General features: G+C 73.6%; 13 protein-coding genes. 1 reads left to right on the top strand and 12 read right to left on the bottom strand.

The window, feature by feature from the left end:
* Positions 1 to 47: 47 nt before the first annotated feature.
* From ACIGQF_RS14055 to ACIGQF_RS14045, 3 genes are all read right to left on the bottom strand, one after another.
* Positions 48 to 818: an enoyl-CoA hydratase/isomerase family protein gene (locus tag ACIGQF_RS14055; RefSeq protein WP_399709522.1), complete on the bottom strand. Its 771-nt coding sequence runs from the start codon at positions 816 to 818 to the stop codon at positions 48 to 50.
* The gene (locus ACIGQF_RS14050; protein ID WP_399710146.1) at positions 815 to 1,240 is read right to left on the bottom strand and encodes a Zn-ribbon domain-containing OB-fold protein; all 426 of its coding nucleotides are present in this window, start codon (positions 1,238 to 1,240) and stop codon (positions 815 to 817) included. Before ACIGQF_RS14050 ends, ACIGQF_RS14055 begins: the two co-directional genes overlap by 4 nt.
* A 165-nt stretch (positions 1,241 to 1,405) precedes the next feature.
* The gene (locus ACIGQF_RS14045; RefSeq protein WP_399709519.1) at positions 1,406 to 2,557 is read right to left on the bottom strand and encodes a lipid-transfer protein; all 1,152 of its coding nucleotides are present in this window, start codon (positions 2,555 to 2,557) and stop codon (positions 1,406 to 1,408) included.
* Positions 2,558 to 2,734: 177 nt separating this feature from the next.
* On the opposite strand from ACIGQF_RS14045, the gene ACIGQF_RS14040 reads away from it, so the two are divergent.
* Positions 2,735 to 4,495, top strand: a complete 1,761-nt coding sequence (locus tag ACIGQF_RS14040) for a FadD3 family acyl-CoA ligase (protein ID WP_399709516.1) — start codon at positions 2,735 to 2,737, stop codon at positions 4,493 to 4,495.
* A 71-nt stretch (positions 4,496 to 4,566) separates the two neighbouring features.
* On the opposite strand, the gene ACIGQF_RS14035 is transcribed toward ACIGQF_RS14040, so the two are convergent.
* The 9 genes from ACIGQF_RS14035 to ACIGQF_RS13995 form a co-directional block, all read right to left on the bottom strand.
* The gene (locus ACIGQF_RS14035; RefSeq protein ID WP_399709513.1) at positions 4,567 to 5,787 is read right to left on the bottom strand and encodes a cytochrome P450; all 1,221 of its coding nucleotides are present in this window, start codon (positions 5,785 to 5,787) and stop codon (positions 4,567 to 4,569) included.
* Entirely contained in the window at positions 5,712 to 7,244 is a 1,533-nt protein-coding gene (locus ACIGQF_RS14030; RefSeq protein ID WP_399709510.1) for a cytochrome P450, read from the bottom strand. Before ACIGQF_RS14030 ends, ACIGQF_RS14035 begins: the two co-directional genes overlap by 76 nt.
* Complete coding sequence (locus tag ACIGQF_RS14025; RefSeq protein WP_052864697.1) at positions 7,241 to 7,813, bottom strand: ATP/GTP-binding protein; 573 nt, start codon at positions 7,811 to 7,813, stop codon at positions 7,241 to 7,243. Before ACIGQF_RS14025 ends, ACIGQF_RS14030 begins: the two co-directional genes overlap by 4 nt.
* 37 nt (positions 7,814 to 7,850) lie before the next feature.
* The gene (locus ACIGQF_RS14020; protein WP_361558445.1) at positions 7,851 to 8,210 is read right to left on the bottom strand and encodes a DUF742 domain-containing protein; all 360 of its coding nucleotides are present in this window, start codon (positions 8,208 to 8,210) and stop codon (positions 7,851 to 7,853) included.
* On the bottom strand, positions 8,207 to 8,635 hold the full coding sequence (locus ACIGQF_RS14015; protein ID WP_361558448.1) for a roadblock/LC7 domain-containing protein: 429 nt from the start codon (positions 8,633 to 8,635) through the stop codon (positions 8,207 to 8,209). The genes ACIGQF_RS14020 and ACIGQF_RS14015 overlap by 4 nt, the downstream gene beginning before the upstream one ends.
* Positions 8,632 to 10,218, bottom strand: coding sequence for an ATP-binding protein (locus ACIGQF_RS14010; RefSeq protein WP_399709505.1), 1,587 nt, complete (start codon positions 10,216 to 10,218; stop codon positions 8,632 to 8,634). Before ACIGQF_RS14010 ends, ACIGQF_RS14015 begins: the two co-directional genes overlap by 4 nt.
* A gap of 167 nt (positions 10,219 to 10,385) precedes the next feature.
* On the bottom strand, positions 10,386 to 11,990 hold the full coding sequence (locus ACIGQF_RS14005) for a class I adenylate-forming enzyme family protein (protein ID WP_399709502.1): 1,605 nt from the start codon (positions 11,988 to 11,990) through the stop codon (positions 10,386 to 10,388).
* A 230-nt stretch (positions 11,991 to 12,220) separates the two neighbouring features.
* On the bottom strand, positions 12,221 to 12,460 hold the full coding sequence (locus ACIGQF_RS14000; RefSeq protein ID WP_399709499.1) for a hypothetical protein: 240 nt from the start codon (positions 12,458 to 12,460) through the stop codon (positions 12,221 to 12,223).
* A 222-nt stretch (positions 12,461 to 12,682) separates the two neighbouring features.
* A complete protein-coding gene (locus ACIGQF_RS13995) occupies positions 12,683 to 15,622 on the bottom strand; it encodes a BTAD domain-containing putative transcriptional regulator (RefSeq protein ID WP_399709496.1) in 2,940 nt (979 codons plus the stop codon).
* Positions 15,623 to 15,766: the final 144 nt, after the last annotated feature.

The following is a 15,766-nucleotide window of genomic DNA, read 5'->3' as shown; positions in this document are numbered from 1 at the left end:
CCACGGTCACCCGTCTCCGGAACCGGGCCGGGCGGCGGACGAGGGCATCACCGCGTCCGGTACTCCTTTCCGCGCTCTCCGAAGAGCCCGGCCTGCCGCTCCGGTGGCAGGTTGCCGAGGGCGATCAGCTGCGGGGCGTGCGCCAGCGCCCGCTCGCGGGTCGCCTCCTTGGCCGCCCAGAGGGCCCGTACGGTCCCCTGCACGGCCTCGGTGGGCTGTGCCGCGATGGTCTCGGCCACTCGCAACGCGGCCGGCACCGCCTCGCCCGGCGGCGTCAGCTCCGACACCAGTCCCACCTCGTGGGCGCGGCGCGCGCCGAGCCGTTCGGCGGTGCCCGTCAGCGCGAGCCGGGCGATCTCCCCGTACGGCATCCGCTGCGCCATGAGCACCGACTCGTACGCGCTGACCATGCCGTACGTCGTGTGCGGGTCGAAGAACGTCGAGGTCTCCGACGCCACGACGAACTCGCACTCGCCCAGCAGATAGAAGGCGCCGCCGCAGGCCATGCCGTCGACCGCGGCGATCACCGGTTTCCACAGGTCGGCCGCCTTGGGGCCGATGCGGAGCAGCGGGTCGTCGAGGGAGTAGGGGGACGGCGGCTGCGGCACGCGGACCGAGCGGTCGATGCCCGTGCAGAAGGCCCGGCCGCCGGCGCCGGCCACCACCGCGGCGCGTACGGTGCCGTCGAAACGGAAGGCGCGCCAGGCGTCCGCCAGTTCGCCGGCGGTCTCCAGGTCGATGGCGTTGTGACGGTCGGGCCGGTCGAGGGTGACCAGCGCGACGCCCGCGCCGGCCCGGGTGTCGATACGTACGGTCACGGGCGCTCCAACAGCCAGCGCGGCACGGTCACGCCGTCCGCCATTTCGTGGAAGGCCACCTTCACCGCCGCGCCGATGCGCAGCCGTTCCGGGGGTACGGAATCCAGTGCGGCGTCGGGGGCGCTGACGAGGTTGCCGACCAGCCGGATGCGGGGCGCCTCGGCCAGTTCGACGACGATCGCGTTGTAGGGGGCCAGGGCCGCGTACGCGGGCAGCAGCGGCGGGTGCGGCCGGACATAGGACCAGATCCGGCCGCGGCCGCTCATCCGCCGCCATCCGCTCGCGAAGGACTGGCAGTGCGGGCAGCAGGGGCGGGGCGGGAAGCGCAGTTCGCCGCAGTCGGCGCAGGCCTGGACGCGCAGTTCGCCGCGTGCCGCGTACGCCCAGAACGGCGCGCCGTCCTCGTCGGGGACGGGGAGCAGGAAGCCGTCGGCGGTGAGGGCATCCCCGGTGGTGGCGGTGGGTGCGGTGGCTGCGGGTTCGGGTGCGGGCTGGGTCGCTGCGGGGGAGTTATCCACAGGCCGGGCGGGGGCGGTGCGGCTGTCGGCGGCCGGTGTCACACTCGGCTTCATGAACGTCACAGCGGGTCAACTCCTCAGCAGGAGAGCGGAAGTCGGGACGCATTCGCCGGCGGTGACCAGGCAGGTCGCGGCGTCGGGCACCTGCGCGGTGCTGGTGCCGCGCAGCTGCTCGACCCCCTCGGTGATCAGGTTGAAACCGTGGACGTACCCCTCGGAGAGGCCGCCGCCGCCCGTGTTCAGAGGGAGCCGGCCGCCGATCTCCAGGGCGCCGCCCTCGGTGAAGGCCGCGCCCTCGCCGCGCCCGCAGAAGCCGTAGCCCTCCAGCGAGAGGGGGACGAGCGGGGTGAAGGCGTCGTAGATCTGGGCGACGTCCACGTCCTGCGGGCCGAAGTCGGCGGACTTCCACAGGTGGCGTGCCGCTGTCCAGGCGGGCCCGGTGAGTGGGTCGTCGGTCCAGTAGTTGACCATGCCGTGGTGCTGGGCGGGCAGGCCCTGCGCGGCGGCGTGGACGTAGACGGGGGCGGACCGGCAGTCGCGGGCGCGCTCGGCGGAGACCAGGACGCAGGCCAGCGCCCCGTCGGTCTCCAGGCAGTTGTCGAAGAGGCAGAGCGGCTCACTGATCCAGCGGGAGGTCATGTACATCTCGCGGGTCAGCGGGCGGTCGTACATGACGGCCGCGGGGTTCTGGTTGGCGCGGTTGCGACAGGCCAGCGCGACGTTGAAGAGGTGATCGCGGGTGGCTCCGTACTGGTGCATGTAGCGACGGGCGAGCATCCCGATCTCGTCGGCCGGGCGGAGCAGGCCGAAGGGGCGGGTCCATTGAGCGGGGGTGGGGAGTTGGGCGGCCGTGTTCTTCCAGGGGCGGGGCCCGGAGCCGCGTTTGCGCGAGCGCCAGGCGACGCCGACGGTGGCCTGGCCGGTCGCGATGGCGGCGGCCAGATGGGCCACGGTGGCGCAGGAACCGCCGCCGCCGTAGCCGACCTTGGAGAAGAAGGTGATGTCACCGGCGCCGATGGCCTTGGCGACCTCGACCTCGTCGGTCTCCTCCATCGTGTAGGAGGCGAAGGCGTCGACCTCGGAGGGGGCGATGCCGGCGTCGGCGAGGGCCGCGGTGATCGCGCGGCAGGCCAGTGTCTTCTCGGACTCGGGCAGTTGCTTGGCGAACGGCGTCCGGCCGATGCCGACGATCGCCGTAGCGTCCTTGAGGGCCGTCCCCATCGCCACCTCCGTGCTCGGTCGTCCGTACTGACAGCCGAGGAGGCTACCGCTAATCTGACGGGTAGTCAGCTAACTCACACAGGGATCTCCCGGCCGGTACGCGCCGCACGGCCCCCGGGCGGACACCCGGACACCGCGTACGGCCCGCTCCGCCGCCGGGGGAGAGAGGCAGGCGCGATGCCCGGCGACGTGCAGCGGCGGGACGGCGAGGGCGCCGAGAGCGGCAGGGGCGTCGAGGGCGTCAAAGGCCTTGTGGACGCCGGCCCGTGGGAGACGGGATCCGGGGCGGACGAGGTGGCGGATCCGCGTGCCGATGTGGAGTTCGGGACGCTTCCGCGGCTGGTGCGGGCGGCGGCAGCGCGGTACGGCGCGCGCGAGGCGGTCGCCGAGGGACGGACCCGCGTCTCGTACGCCGAGCTGGGCGTGCGGGTGGAGCGCGCGGCCGCGGCCTGCATCGCCGCCGGGGTAGTGCCCGGCGACCGGGTGGCGGTGTGGGCGCCGAACACCACGGACTGGATCGTCTCCGCGCTCGGCGCCGTCTCGGCGGGCGCGGTCCTGGTGCCGGTCAACACCCGTTTCAAGGGCGCCGAGGCCGCGGACGTCCTGCGCCGCACCCGCGCCCGGCTGCTCTTCGTCACCGGCACCTTCCTCGGCACCTCGTACGTCGCCTCGCTGCGCCGGGCCACCGCGGAAGGCCCGGGGAACGGCCCGCTGCCGGGGCTGCCGGACCTGCGGGACGTGGTGGTGCTGGCCGACGACGCCCCCGTCGGGCTGCGCACCTGGCGGGAGTTCCTGGCCGGCGGCGAGCGGGTGCCGGCCGCGGCCGTACGGGAGCGCGCGGACGCCGTGCCGCCCGAGGCGCCCTCGGACATCGTGTTCACCTCGGGCACCACGGGCCGCCCCAAGGGGGCCGTGATCACCCACGCCCAGACGCTGCGCGCGTACGGCGTCTGGAGCGAGCTGGCGGGGCTGCGCGAGGGCGACCGCTACCTCGTCGTCAACCCGTTCTTCCACACCTTCGGCTACAAGGCGGGCGTGCTCGCCTGCCTACTGCGGGGCGCGACGATCGTCCCGCAACCGGTCTTCAGCGCCGACACCGCGCTCGCCAACGTCGCCGCCGAGCGCATCACCGTCCTGCCCGGCCCGCCCTCCCTCCACCGGCAGCTGCTGGACCATCCCGCGCGCGGGCGGCACGACCTCTCGACGCTGCGGCTGGTGGTGACGGGCGCGGCGGTGGTGCCGCTGGAGCTGGTCGAGCAGCTGCGCGGCGAGCTGGGCGTCGCCACGGTACTGACCGCTTACGGCCTGTCGGAGAGTACGGGCGTGGTGACGATGTGCCGGCGCGGCGACCCGCCGGGGATCGTCGCCGGCACGTCGGGCCGGGCGATACCGGGCACCGAGGTCGCGGTGGTCGACGCGAAGGGGCAACCGGTGGCGCCGGGCCGGCCCGGCGAGGTACGGGTGCGCGGCTATCACGTCATGACGGGCTACTTCGAGGATCCCGAGGGCACCGCCCGCGCCGTCACGCCCGACGGCTGGCTGTGCACGGGCGACGTGGGCGTCCTGGACGAGGCGGGCAATCTCCGGATCACCGACCGGATCAAGGACATGTTCATCGTCGGCGGGTTCAACGCCTACCCGGCCGAGATCGAGCAACTGCTGCTCCGTCACCCGGACGTCGCCGACGCCGCCGTGATCGGGATACCCGACGCCCGGCTGGGCGAGGTCGGCCGGGCGTACGTGGTGCGGCGCCCCGGCGCGACGGTGACAGGGGACGAACTGATCGTCTGGTCGCGCCGGGAGATGGCCAACTACAAGGTGCCGAGGGAGGTGAGCTTCCTGCCCGAACTCCCGCGCAACGCGGGCGGCAAGGTCCTCAAGGAACGGCTCCGCCGCACAGCGACGGCCGCGGCCGACCGGGCCACCGACGGACCGTGACCCGCGGCCGGGCGTCCGGCAGCCGGCCGGTCGGCGGCTGAGACGGACCGGCCACCGGCTGCGGCGATCCGTCAGCGGCTGAGGCGTACCGGGAGCGACTGGAGACCGTTGCCGATGAAGGAGCCGGTGGCCCGCAGCTCTTCGGGGGGCACCGCGAGCTCCAGGTCCGGGAAGCGCTCGAAGAGCGCGGGCAGGGCGGCGCGCGCCTCCATCCGGGCCAGCGGCGCGCCCAGGCAGTAGTGCACCCCGTGGCCGAAGGCGAGGTGCTCGCGGTCGGCGCGGCTCAGCTCGAAGGTGTCCGCGTCCGGCCCGTGCCGCTCGGGGTCCCGGCCGGCCGCGGCGTAGGCGGCGAGGATCGGGTCGCCCTGCCGGATGACCGTGCCGTCCGGCAGCGGGATGTCCTCGACGGCGTACCGCAGCGGCAGGTTGGCGATGCTGGGCGCCCAGCGCAGCGTCTCCTCGATGACGTCGTCCCAGCCGGCCCGCCCCTCGGCCAGCAGGGCGCGCTGCTCGGGGTGGACGAGCAGGGCGTGGACGGCGTTGCCGATGAGGTTGACGGTGGTCTCGTAGCCGGCGCCGATCACCAGCAGGAGGGTGTCGAGCAGTTCCCGCTCCTCCAGGCGGGAGCCGTCGTCGTCGCGGGTGGAGACCAGCACGCTGGTCATGTCGTCACCGGGCTCGCGCCGCTTCAGCGCGATCAGGTCGCCCAGCACGGCGGCGATCTTCGCGGCGGTGGCGGAGGCCTGCTCCGGGGTCGCGGAGGTGTCCATGACCTCGTCGATGACCGAACCGACCTCGACCCGGGACTCCTCGGGAATGCCGAAGAGTTCGCAGATCATCCGCATCGGAAGGGGGAGCGCGTAGGAGGAGATGAGATCGACCGGCTCGCCGGCGGGGACCGCCTCCAGGTCCGCCAGCAACTCCTTGGTGATCCGCTCGACGCGCGGGGCCATGGCCTCGGTGCGCCGTCCGGTGAAGGCGGGCGCCACCAGCTTGCGGAGCCGGCGGTGGTCGGTGCCGTAGGCGGTGAACATGTTGGTCACCCCGACCCAGGACTGCAGCCAGCTGTCGTGGTGTTCGCCGTTGCGCCAGGCCGGCCAGTGCTGCCGCGGGTCCTTGCTCACCCGCGGGTCGGCCAGCAGCTGCTTGAGCAGGCCGTGCCCGCCCACCGACCAGGCCTGGATGCCGCCGGGCAGCTCGATGAGCGCCGCCGGGCCTATCGCGCGGAGGCGGGCGGCCTCGCCGGGGAGGTCGGTGCCTGCCGGGTCGATGACGACGGGCTGCTGTCCCATGGGGTAGCTCCTGCCTGATCGGGGGTGAGAGGGGTGAAGCGGGCCGGAAGCGCGGCCAGTGCGCGGTGGAACGCGCCGACCCGCCACTCCAGCTGCTCGAACGGCACCGTGAGTTCGATGTCGGAGAGCCAGGCGGTGAGCCGCTCGATCGCGGTGGTCGCGATGAGCAGCGCGGTGGGGCGTACGGGGCAGGCGTGCGGCCCGGCGGCCCAGGACAGGTGCGCGCCGCCGCCCGCGCGGGGCTGCTCCAGCGGCGTGGTGCCGAACTGCGCGTTGGCCGCGGCGTAGGAGACCAGGGTGAGCTGGTTCGCGCGGATCCAGGTGCCGTGGAAGAAGACGTCCCGGCGGGGGTAGTGCGCGGAGTAGTTGCCGAGCGGCGGGTCGTTCCACAGCACGTCGTTGATGGCGTCGCGGGCGGTGAGCGCGCCGCCGGACAGGGTGCCGTAGTACCGGTCGTCGGAGAGCATGCGGGCGAGCGCGTTGCCGATGAGGTTGGTGGTCGGCTCGTGCCCGGCGCCCATGGTGATGACGATCTGGTGGATCAGTTCCTCGTCGGTGAGCCCGGCGGGGTGGTCCATGAACCAGGAGGTGAGGTCGGGGCCGCGGCGCTCCTTCTTGGCGGCCACCAGCTCCATGATGTAGCCCGTGAAGTTCTCGTTGGCCTTCGCGGCCTGCTCGGGCGTGGCTCCGTCCAGCATGTCCGCGAGGGCGGAGATCAGCCGGTCGCTGTAGGAGTCGGGGAGCCCGAAGACCCGGTTGAAGATCATCAGGGGCAGGCTGCGCGCGTACTGGGAGATCAGGTCGACCCGGCCCTCGGCGCCGAACCGGCTGATCAGCTGGTCCGCCGCGCCGCGCACGTAGGAGCGCAGCTCGTGCGGCTCGATCAGCGCGAAGCTGTCGGTGATCACCTTGCGGTAGCGGTCGTGCGCCTCGCCGTCGCTGAAGAACACGTTGGGCCGCCACGCGAGCATCGGCATGACCTGCGAGTCCGCCGGCACGGTCGGCATCCAGGGCCGGGAGTCCTTGGACCAGGTGGCCTCGTCGTTCAGCAGCTCCAGCGCGGCGCGGTAGTCGGTGACCAGCATCGCGGGCACGCCCGGCGCGATCTCGACCTGCGCGACCGGCCCCTGCCGCCGCAGCAGCTCGTAGATGCCGTGCGGATCGGCCGCGAAGTCCGGTCCGTACAGCCGCACGATGTCCTGCGCGGGGTCGTAGGGCGCGGCGTGGGACGCCTGGGGCGGGAACGGGGCTGCGGTGCCGCCGCTGTGCGCCGGACCGCCGTGCGCGGGGCAGCCGGGGGGCGGCTCGGCTCCGCCGGGAGCGGCGTTCTCGGGTGGCAGCGCGCCGGACCCGTACGCGGGCCGCGGCGCGCCGGTCCCGTACTCGGGCGGCGGGGCGCCCGTCCCGTACGCGTGGTTCTCGGGCGGCAGGGCCCCGGGCTCGTGGGGGGAGGTCATGCGGTGTCTCCGGGCGTGTGGTCCAGGACGTGCCCGACCAGGGCGATCAGTGCGTCGAGGGACTGGTCGCGGTCGCGCGCGTCGCACACCACCAGCGGGGTGTCGTCGTGCAGGTCGAGGTGGTCGCGCAGGGTTTCGACGGGGTGCGCCGGCGCGTCGGGGAAGGCGTTGACCGCCACCGCGTACCGCAGCCCGGCCTCCTCGATGATGTCCATGACCTCGAAGGAGTCGGCCAGTCGGCGGGTGTCGGCCAGGACCAGCGCGCCGACCGCGCCGCGCGCGATGTCCTGCCACAGCGGCCGGAACCGCTTCTGGCCCGGCGTGCCGAAGAGGTACAGCACCAGGTCGCCGGCGAGCGTGATCCGCCCGAAGTCGATGGCGACGGTGGTCGTGGTCTTGTCGCGTACCCCGGCCAGGTTGTCGACGAACGCGCCGGTCTGCGTCATCACCTCTTCGGTGTGCAGCGGCGGGGTCTCCGACAGGGCCCGGATGAACGTGGTCTTGCCGACGCCGAAGGGGCCGGCGACCAGCAGCTTCACCAGGGTCTGGTCGGTGCCGGACAGGTACATGGCGCCCTCGGCGGCGCTGTCGGTGCCGCCCGCTGCGCTAGGACTTGAGAGTGCGGAGTCCATCGAGGACCCTCTCCAGAATCTGCCGGTCGATCTGTTCGGCTTCGGGGATGGGGGAACGGGCGTGCAGGTGCCCGGCGTCGACGAGGTCGGCCACCAGGACCTTCACGACGCTGACCGGCAGCCGCAGGTGCGAGGCGGTCTCGGCGAGGGTCAGCGCGCCGGGCCGCAGCAGCGCCAGGAGGCGGAGCGCTTCGGGGCGCAGCTCGGCGGGCGCGGTGACGGTGGCGCCGTACAGGACGGTGAGCCGGTCCAGGGTGTTGCGGCTGGGGCGGGCGCGGCCGCCGGTCGCCAGATAGGCCGGTACGAGACGCCGGTTGCTCTGGCGGGGCGTCATGCGGACGAGCCCGTCTCCCGCGGCGGCGAGCTCATCGCCTTCGCGCCGAGCGTGGCGACCTGCACCTGCATCTGGTGCGAGACGACGCCCATGTTGACGTCGGGCGCGGCGAAGACCGCGAGGCAGGTGTTCTCGCCGGCCGGGATGGCGAGCACCCAGCCCTCCTCGGACTCCACGACGGTCTGCCGCAGCTTGGCGTCGTCCTGGCCGGTGAACGCGGCGGTGACGGCGCGGCCCGCGCCCTGGAGCGCCGACATCATGGCGGCCACGCCCTCGGCCGCCTCGCGGGCGAGGCCGGGCGAGGAACCTTCGATGAAGCCGTCGCCGGAGATGACGGCCGCGTGCAGGACGTGCGGCAGTTCCAGTAGCGGCGCCAGCACCCAGGACTGGTCCTGCGTGACGCGGCGGCGGACGGGGGTGCTCATGCTCGGTCGTTCCCTTCGGGGCGCGGAATGCGGTTATCGGCTTCGGCCCGCCCGGAGAGGGTGCCGCGCTGCAGGGCTGCCCAGCGGTTGGCGGACTCCTGGGGGCTGCGCTCGGCGACGGGTTCCGTACGGGGGAGAGCGGGTTCGTGTGGGGCGGAGGGTCGGCGGCGCCGGCGGCGCGGCAGTCCGGTCGCCGGGTCGGTCGCGGACTCCGGCGCGGCAGCGGGCCCGTGCTCGGGCGTACGAGCGGGCGCAGGGTCCGGCGTACGGACGTCCAGGGACTCCGGCGCACGCGCAGGCTCGGCCTCCGGCGCGCGCTCGGGCGTATCGGCGGGCGTACGAGTGGGCGTGCGCTCCATGGCAGCCTCCGGGGCGCGTGCGGACATGTGCTCTCCCGCGGTCACCGGAGTGGCGCCCGCTGTGGGTGCCGTGAGCGGTGCGGCCTGCGGCGGTGTCAGTGGCGTCGAGTGCGCCCGCATCATCTGCGGCGGCAGCGGCGCCATCACCGACATCGGCTGGGTGTCCTGGTTCATCAGCGTCAGCAGCGGGTCGCCCGGGATGTACACGACCGCCCGCACGCCGCCGTACGGCGAGGACTCGACGTGCACCGTGAAGCCGTACTGCCGCACCAGCTGGCCCACGGCCGCGAAACCGGACCGCGGCGGGTCGCCCAGCTCCGTGAGCAGTACCCGCTCCCCGCCGCCCAGCAGGCGCATGGCGTGCTCGACCTCGTCGCGGTGCATGCCGATGCCGTAGTCGTCGACGATGACGGAGGCGCCGCGGTTGCCCTGCTGGAGCGTGACGGCGACGGGCAGTTCGTGGTGGGAGTGGTGCAGCGCGTTGGCCAGCAGCTCGGTGAGGGCGACGGCGACCGGCTCGACGGCGCGGGCGACCACGCCGACCGGGTCCCGCAGCAGGTTGCTGACCTGGATGCGTTCGTAGCCGCGCAGTCGCGACATGGAGCCGACCACGAGGTCGGCGAGGTGCGAGTCGTCGCGGGTCAGCCCCGGCCAGGCGCCGCAGACCACGCCGGTGGTCTGCACCCGGCGCAGCGCCTGCTCGTTGAGGAAGTCGGCCTGCAGCAGGTCCTGGGCGACGGCCTGGTCGTCGTACCGGTGCTGCATCTCCTGGAGGAGCGTCTGGAGCCGGTACAGCAGCGCCTGGATGGTGGTGGTGGCGCCGCGCATCGCGGCCTGCGCCGCCTCGTCCACCCGGGCCCGCTCCTTGGTGACCGCCTGCGAGAGCTGGTCCAGGGCCCCGGTGAGCGCCTGGTCCAGGTCGGTGCCCGTGAAGCGCGGGTCGTTCAGGCCGCGGACCTTGACGTGCGGGTGGGCGAGGGCGGTGGCGAGGTCGGGCAGCCGGGCCTCGGCGAGGTGGCGGATCTCGGCTTCGGTGGCGCGGAGTTGCGCGGCGATCTCGGTGTGACCGCGCTCGGCGGCGGAGGCGCGGGCCTCGGCCGTGGCCAGGTGCCGGCGCAGGGCCTGGCCGTGCTGCCGGCCACGGACCAGGAAGAAGATCATCACCACCGCGGCGGCCGTGCCTGCGGCCAGGCACCAGAACAGTGTCGCCGGTATGGAAGTCATCGGGTTCCTCGTGTGGGGGGCGGCTTGACGACGGTGTGCGAACACCTGATCGCCGCCGCGATGTTACCCACCAAGTGACCTTTCGCACGGGGAAGTGGGAAAGCGGCATTCCGTGTGGACAAGATCACTCCGTTTTACCGGCGGTCACGTCGGAAACACCCGGAATGTCAACTTCCAATTGTGAACCTGCCCTGGTCGGTAACGGGTTTGTCCGCGTACCGCTCCCGCAGGACGTTCTTCAGCACCTTGCCCAGCGGGCCGCCGCGCGGCAGCGCATCCGTGACCTCCAGCTGCTCCGGCAGCTTCTGCGTCATCAGCCCCGACCGCCGCAGATGATCCGTCAGCAATTCCAGGGTCAGCGGCGGTCCGCCCGGGTCCGCGAGCGTGACCACCGCGCACACCCGCTCCCCGCGTTCCCGGTCCGGCAGTCCGACGACCGCCGCCTCCGCCACCGCCGGATGGCCGTGCACCAGGTCCTCGATCTCCTGGGCCGAGATGTTCTCGCCCTTGCGGATGATGATGTCCTTCAGCCGCCCGGTCAGTACGAGATGGCCGTCCGCGCGCAGGAACCCCAGATCGCCGGTGTGGAACCAACCGCCGGCGTCGAACGAGGCGGCCGTCAGCGCCGGATCCGTGTACCCCTGGAAGAGCATCGGCCCCTTGAGCGTCACCTCCCCGGTCTCCCCGCCGGGCAGCGCCCGGCCGTCCGGCCCGGCGATCCGCACCTCGGCGCCCGGCACCGGCCGCCCCACCGTCCGCGCCAGCTGCTCGTCGCTGTCGTGCGGTGCGCCCATCGTGATCATCGGGCACTCCGTCATCCCGTACCCGTGCAGCACAGCGCAGCCCAGCTCGCGGCCGGCCGCGGCGTACAGCTCCGGAGGCAGCGGCGCGCCCCCGCCCGAGAGCACGCGCAGCGACGGGATCAGCTTCGCGTCCCCCTCGCGCCGCCGCGACTCGTCCAGGAAGGCCTGGTAGAAGGCGGTGCTGCCGCCCGCCATGGTGACGCCGAGACGCGCGTACGTATCGGCCGCCGCGCCCGGCGCGAACGTCTCCAATACCACCGCCGGGAACCCGCTGACCAGCATGGCGACGACGTAGTCGGGTCCCGCGATGTGCGCGTACGGGAAGGCGATCGACCCGATGTCCGAGGCCGACATCCCGATCGCGGCCGCCAGCCCGGCGCCGCCCGCGATCAGTGAGGCGTCCGTGTGCCGCACGCCCTTCGGTGCCGCCGTCGTCCCCGAGGTGTAGTAGATCCAGGAGGCGGGCTCCGGCGCGTCCGCCCGCCGCCGGAAGCCGCCCGGCGGGAAATCCGGCAGGGCGGCCGGGTCGCCCTCGGGCAGCCCCGCCGCGTCGTCCACGACGACGGTCCGCGTCCCCTCCGGCGCCGCCCGGCGGGCCAGCGCCGCGAAGTCGACGTCCCGCCACACGCCCGGCACCAGGAAGAACTCCGCGCCGGACTCGGCCAGTACGAAGCCGACCTCGCGCTCCCGGTGCAGAGGAATGACCGGTATCTGCACGGCCCCCAGCCGGGCCAGCGCGAGCGAGGCGAGCACCGTGCTGATCCGGGTCGGGAGCTGCCACGCCACCCGCGTCCCCGCTTCGATGCCCAGCTCCCGGAAGCCGGCCGCCGCGCGGAGCGCCCGCTGCCGCGCCTCCCCGAAGGTGACGGTCCGCCCGTCCGCCTCGTAGAACATCACCGCGTCGGCCGAAGCGGCGGCCCGCCGCTCGACCAGTTCCCAGAGCGTACGTATCGGAGCGGAGTCCTGCACGGCGCGCCTCCCGGCAAGGGTCGGGACGGGACGGATGTGGCGCGACTGTAGCAGCAGAACTGACGGAGCGTCAGATGATGCGTCCCCCTTGACCGGTCATGCCGTTCCGCCGAGCGGCCGTCCCGTACCCGGACATGCCGCAGGGACCGGCTACGACGGCATCCCCTCCTTGCCGTCGGAGCCGGCCCCTGCGATCCCCCGGGTTGTGGTTCAGCGGGCCGTACGCGAGATCAGTGCTCCAGCTTCGGCTCGGCGATCGGCCGGTGGCTGTCCTGCGGTGCCAGCGTGCCGTTGCCGTCCGCCGCGACCGGGCGCGGGGCGTCGTGCGCCGCCAGCACGTCGTCACCGATGATCGGCCGGTGGCTGTCGCCCATCGTGGCGACCTCCTCGCCGATGATGGGCCGGTGGCTGTCGAGCGGCTTGATGACGTCCTTGTCGCCTGTACGCGGAACCTTCTTCTCGGTGCTCACAGTGATCAACTCCTGTGTGTGGGCGCTTGCGGTCCACCGGCCCGGCGACTCCCCCGTGGGTCGCCGGACGGGTGAACCAAGGGCCGAACACCATACGGTGGGGCCTCGATACCGAGCCGCTTGCCCCCCGAGGCGGCGGATCGGTACGTAGAAGAGTGACGCGCGGCGATGAACGATCGATAAACGGCGGCGATTACGTCGCCGACCTGGGGTGATGACCGGTCAGGCGACGGCGGCCGGGGAGAGCAGCTGCTGCACCTGAGTGCTCTCCGCCGCGCCGAGCCGCTCGTACACGCTCAGCGCCTCCTGCCAGCACACCCGGGCCCGGCCGGTGTGCCCGACCTGGCTCAGCGCCCGCCCCAGCGTGGTCAGCGCGTTGGCGCGCCAGAGCTCGCCACCGACGCCGCGCAGCGCGGTCAGGGCCTGCTCGGCGTAGTTGGCGGCGCGGGCCGGCCGCTGGGCCGCCAGGTCGACCTCGGCCAGCCGGAAGTACGTCATGCCCTCCCAGAAGGGCTGCCGGCTGTCCTGGAAGATGGTCAGCGCGGCGTTGAGCTGCTGCGCCGCGTCGTCCAGACGTCCGGCGGCGGTGAAGGCGAGCGCCAGCGCGTACATGCCGTTGGCCAGCCGCCGGGTGGCGCCGATTCTGTGGTAGATCGCGACGCCTTCCTCGGCCAGCTCGATGGCGCTGTCCACCCGCCCGGTGTCGAGGTGCACGCGCGAGAGGTTGCACAGCGCGCTGGCCTCGGACTGCTGGTTGCGGTCGTCGCGGAAGGCCACCAGCGCCTGGCTGAGGTACGCCTCGGCGTCGTCGTGCCGGCCCAGTGCGCCCGCGATGATGCCGCGGTCGTTGGGCGCGTACGAGGAGGAGATCGGGTCGTCCGTCGCGAGCCCGAGCAGCATCGCCGACTTGGCGTGGTCGTCGGCGTCGTCCAGCCGCCCGGCCAGCGTGCGGATGTAGGCGAGCGAGGTGTGGATACGGGCCTCGGCGTGCTGGTCGCCGAGGGCCCGGGCGGCGGCGAGGACGGTCATGTTGGCCTGGTCGTGCTGGCGCGCGTCGGCACCGGACTCGGCCAGGTCCTTGGTGAGCAGGAGCAGGTCGGCGGCGCGGCGTACCGTGTCGGCGCCGGTGGACTGCTGCGCGCAGGCCAGCAGGCAGCCCGCCTCGCTGAACAGCCACTCCAGGGCCACCGCGCGGTCCTCGAAGGCCAGCCCGGGGTAGCGGGTGCTCTCCATGTGGTCCACGAGCCGGTCGCCGGGGCGCTCCAGCGCGTACATGCGGGCCGCCGAGGCCAGGTAGAAGTCCAGCAGGCGGGAGAGGGCCGCGGCGCGCTCCGACGGCGGGTGCTCGTCACGCTCGGCACATGCACGCGCGTAGAGGCGGACCAGGTCGTGGAAGCGGTAGCGGCCGGGGGCGGCGGATTCGAGGAGCGAGGCATCGACGAGGGACTCGATCAGTTCCTCGGCGGCGTCGACGTCCATGTCCAGCACGGCCGCCGCGGCGGCCAGCGAGATGTCGGGGCCGTCGGCCAGCCCCAGCAGCCGGAACGCGCGGGCCTGCACCGGCTCCAGCTGCCCGTACCCCAGCTCGAAGGTGGCCTTGACGGCCAGGTCGCCGGCGCGCAGCTCGTCCAGGCGGCGGCGCTCGTCGGCGAGCTTGCGGGCCAGTACGGAGACGGTCCAGGTGCGGCGGGAGGCGAGCCGGGAGGCGGCGATGCGGATGGCCAGTGGCAGGAAGCCGCAGGCGCCCACGACGTCCATGGCGGCCTTGCGTTCGGCGCCGACCCGCTCCTCGCCGACGATGCGGGTGAAGAGCGTCAGCGCTTCCTCGGGGCTCATCACGTCGAGGTCGATGAGGTGGGCACCGGCCAGGTCGATCATGCGGGCGCGGCTGGTGATCAGCGCGGCGCAGCCCTCCGTACCGGGCAGCAGCGGCCGTACCTGGGCGGAGTCCCGCGCGTTGTCCAGCAGCGCCAGCACGCGGCGCCCGGCGAGCGTGGAGCGGTACAGCGCGGCCCGTTCCTCCAGCCCGTCGGGGATGGAGGAGTCCGGGGTGCCGAGCGCGCGCAGGAACGCGCCGAGCACGGCCTCCGGCTCGGCGGGGGTGTGGCCGGCGCCCTGCAGGTCGATGTAGAGCTGGCCGTCGGGGAAGTGCTCGCGCGCGGCGTGCGCGACGTGGACGGCGAGGGTGGTCTTGCCGACGCCGCCGATGCCGGTGAGCGCGGAGACCGCCATGACGCTGCCCTCGGCGGTGGCGAGCTGGGCGCCCAGCTCCGCGACGAAGGGGGCGCGCCCGGTGAAGTCCGCGACGGTGGCCGGGAGCTGCCGGGGGCGCAGGACGGCGGTGCTCGCGCCGGTGTGCTCCTCCGGCGGCGGGCTGGGCGCCTCCAGGCCGGCGTCGGCGCGCAGGATGCGCTGGTGCAGTTCAGCGAGGGAGGCGCAGGGTTCGACGCCCAGCTCGGTGTCGAGCAGACGGCGGGTATCGGCATAGACGGCCAGCGCCTCGGCCTGCCGTCCAGAGCGGTACAGCGCGAGCATGAGGAGTTCGCGGAGCCGTTCGCGCAGCGGGTGGGCGGCCGTGAGCGCGGTCAGCTCGGACACCGCCTCGGCGTGGCTGCCCAGCTCCAGGTCGAGGTCGAGGCGGGCCTCGGTGAGGGAGAGTCGCCACTCCTCCAGGCGGGTGCGCTGGTTCTCCGCGTACGGCCCGGGCACGCTCGCGAGCGGTTCGCCGTCCCACAGGGTGAGGGCGGAGACCAGCAGGTCACGGGCGCGGCAGCGGTCGCCGCTCGCGCGGGCCTTCTCGGCCTCTGCCGCGAAGGCCTCGGCGCGGTCCAGGTCGAGGTCGAGGGCGCCCGGCGGGTCGGACTGGAGGGCGTAGCCGCCGGACTCGCTCACCAGCGCGTCGGCGTCGTCGCCCAGCGCCTTCCGCAGCCGGGAGGCGTAGGTGCGCAGCGCTGCGAGGGCCGCGTGCGGGGGCTCGTCGCCCCAGATGGCGTCGACCAGTTCGGCCGCGGTCGCGGTGCGTCCGCCGCGCAGCAGCAGGGCGGCGAGCAGGGCACGCTGCTGCGGGGTGCCGGCCGCCAGCGGCGTGCCGCCCCGCCAGGCCCGTACGGGACCGAGCACGGTGAAGCGGAGCTGCTGCCCCTGCCCCGGACTCTCGTCCATGGTCTCCCCCTGCCTGTGCATCTCGTTCGCATCGGCCAGTCTGCCTTGTCGGCGGCCCCTGCGTCAGTAGGGGTCAGGTCTGTGCACAATCCCTCCTCTTGTGATCCACCGGGGCGGAAGGCTTGCCGGGGCCGGACGTCGGGC

The sequence above is a fragment of the Streptomyces sp. NPDC053560 genome, assembly GCF_044544605.1.
In the GTDB taxonomy this organism is placed as follows: domain Bacteria; phylum Actinomycetota; class Actinomycetes; order Streptomycetales; family Streptomycetaceae; genus Streptomyces.
Note: the sequence above shows the minus strand (reverse complement) of the source record. Positions and strands in the feature narration are given on the sequence as shown.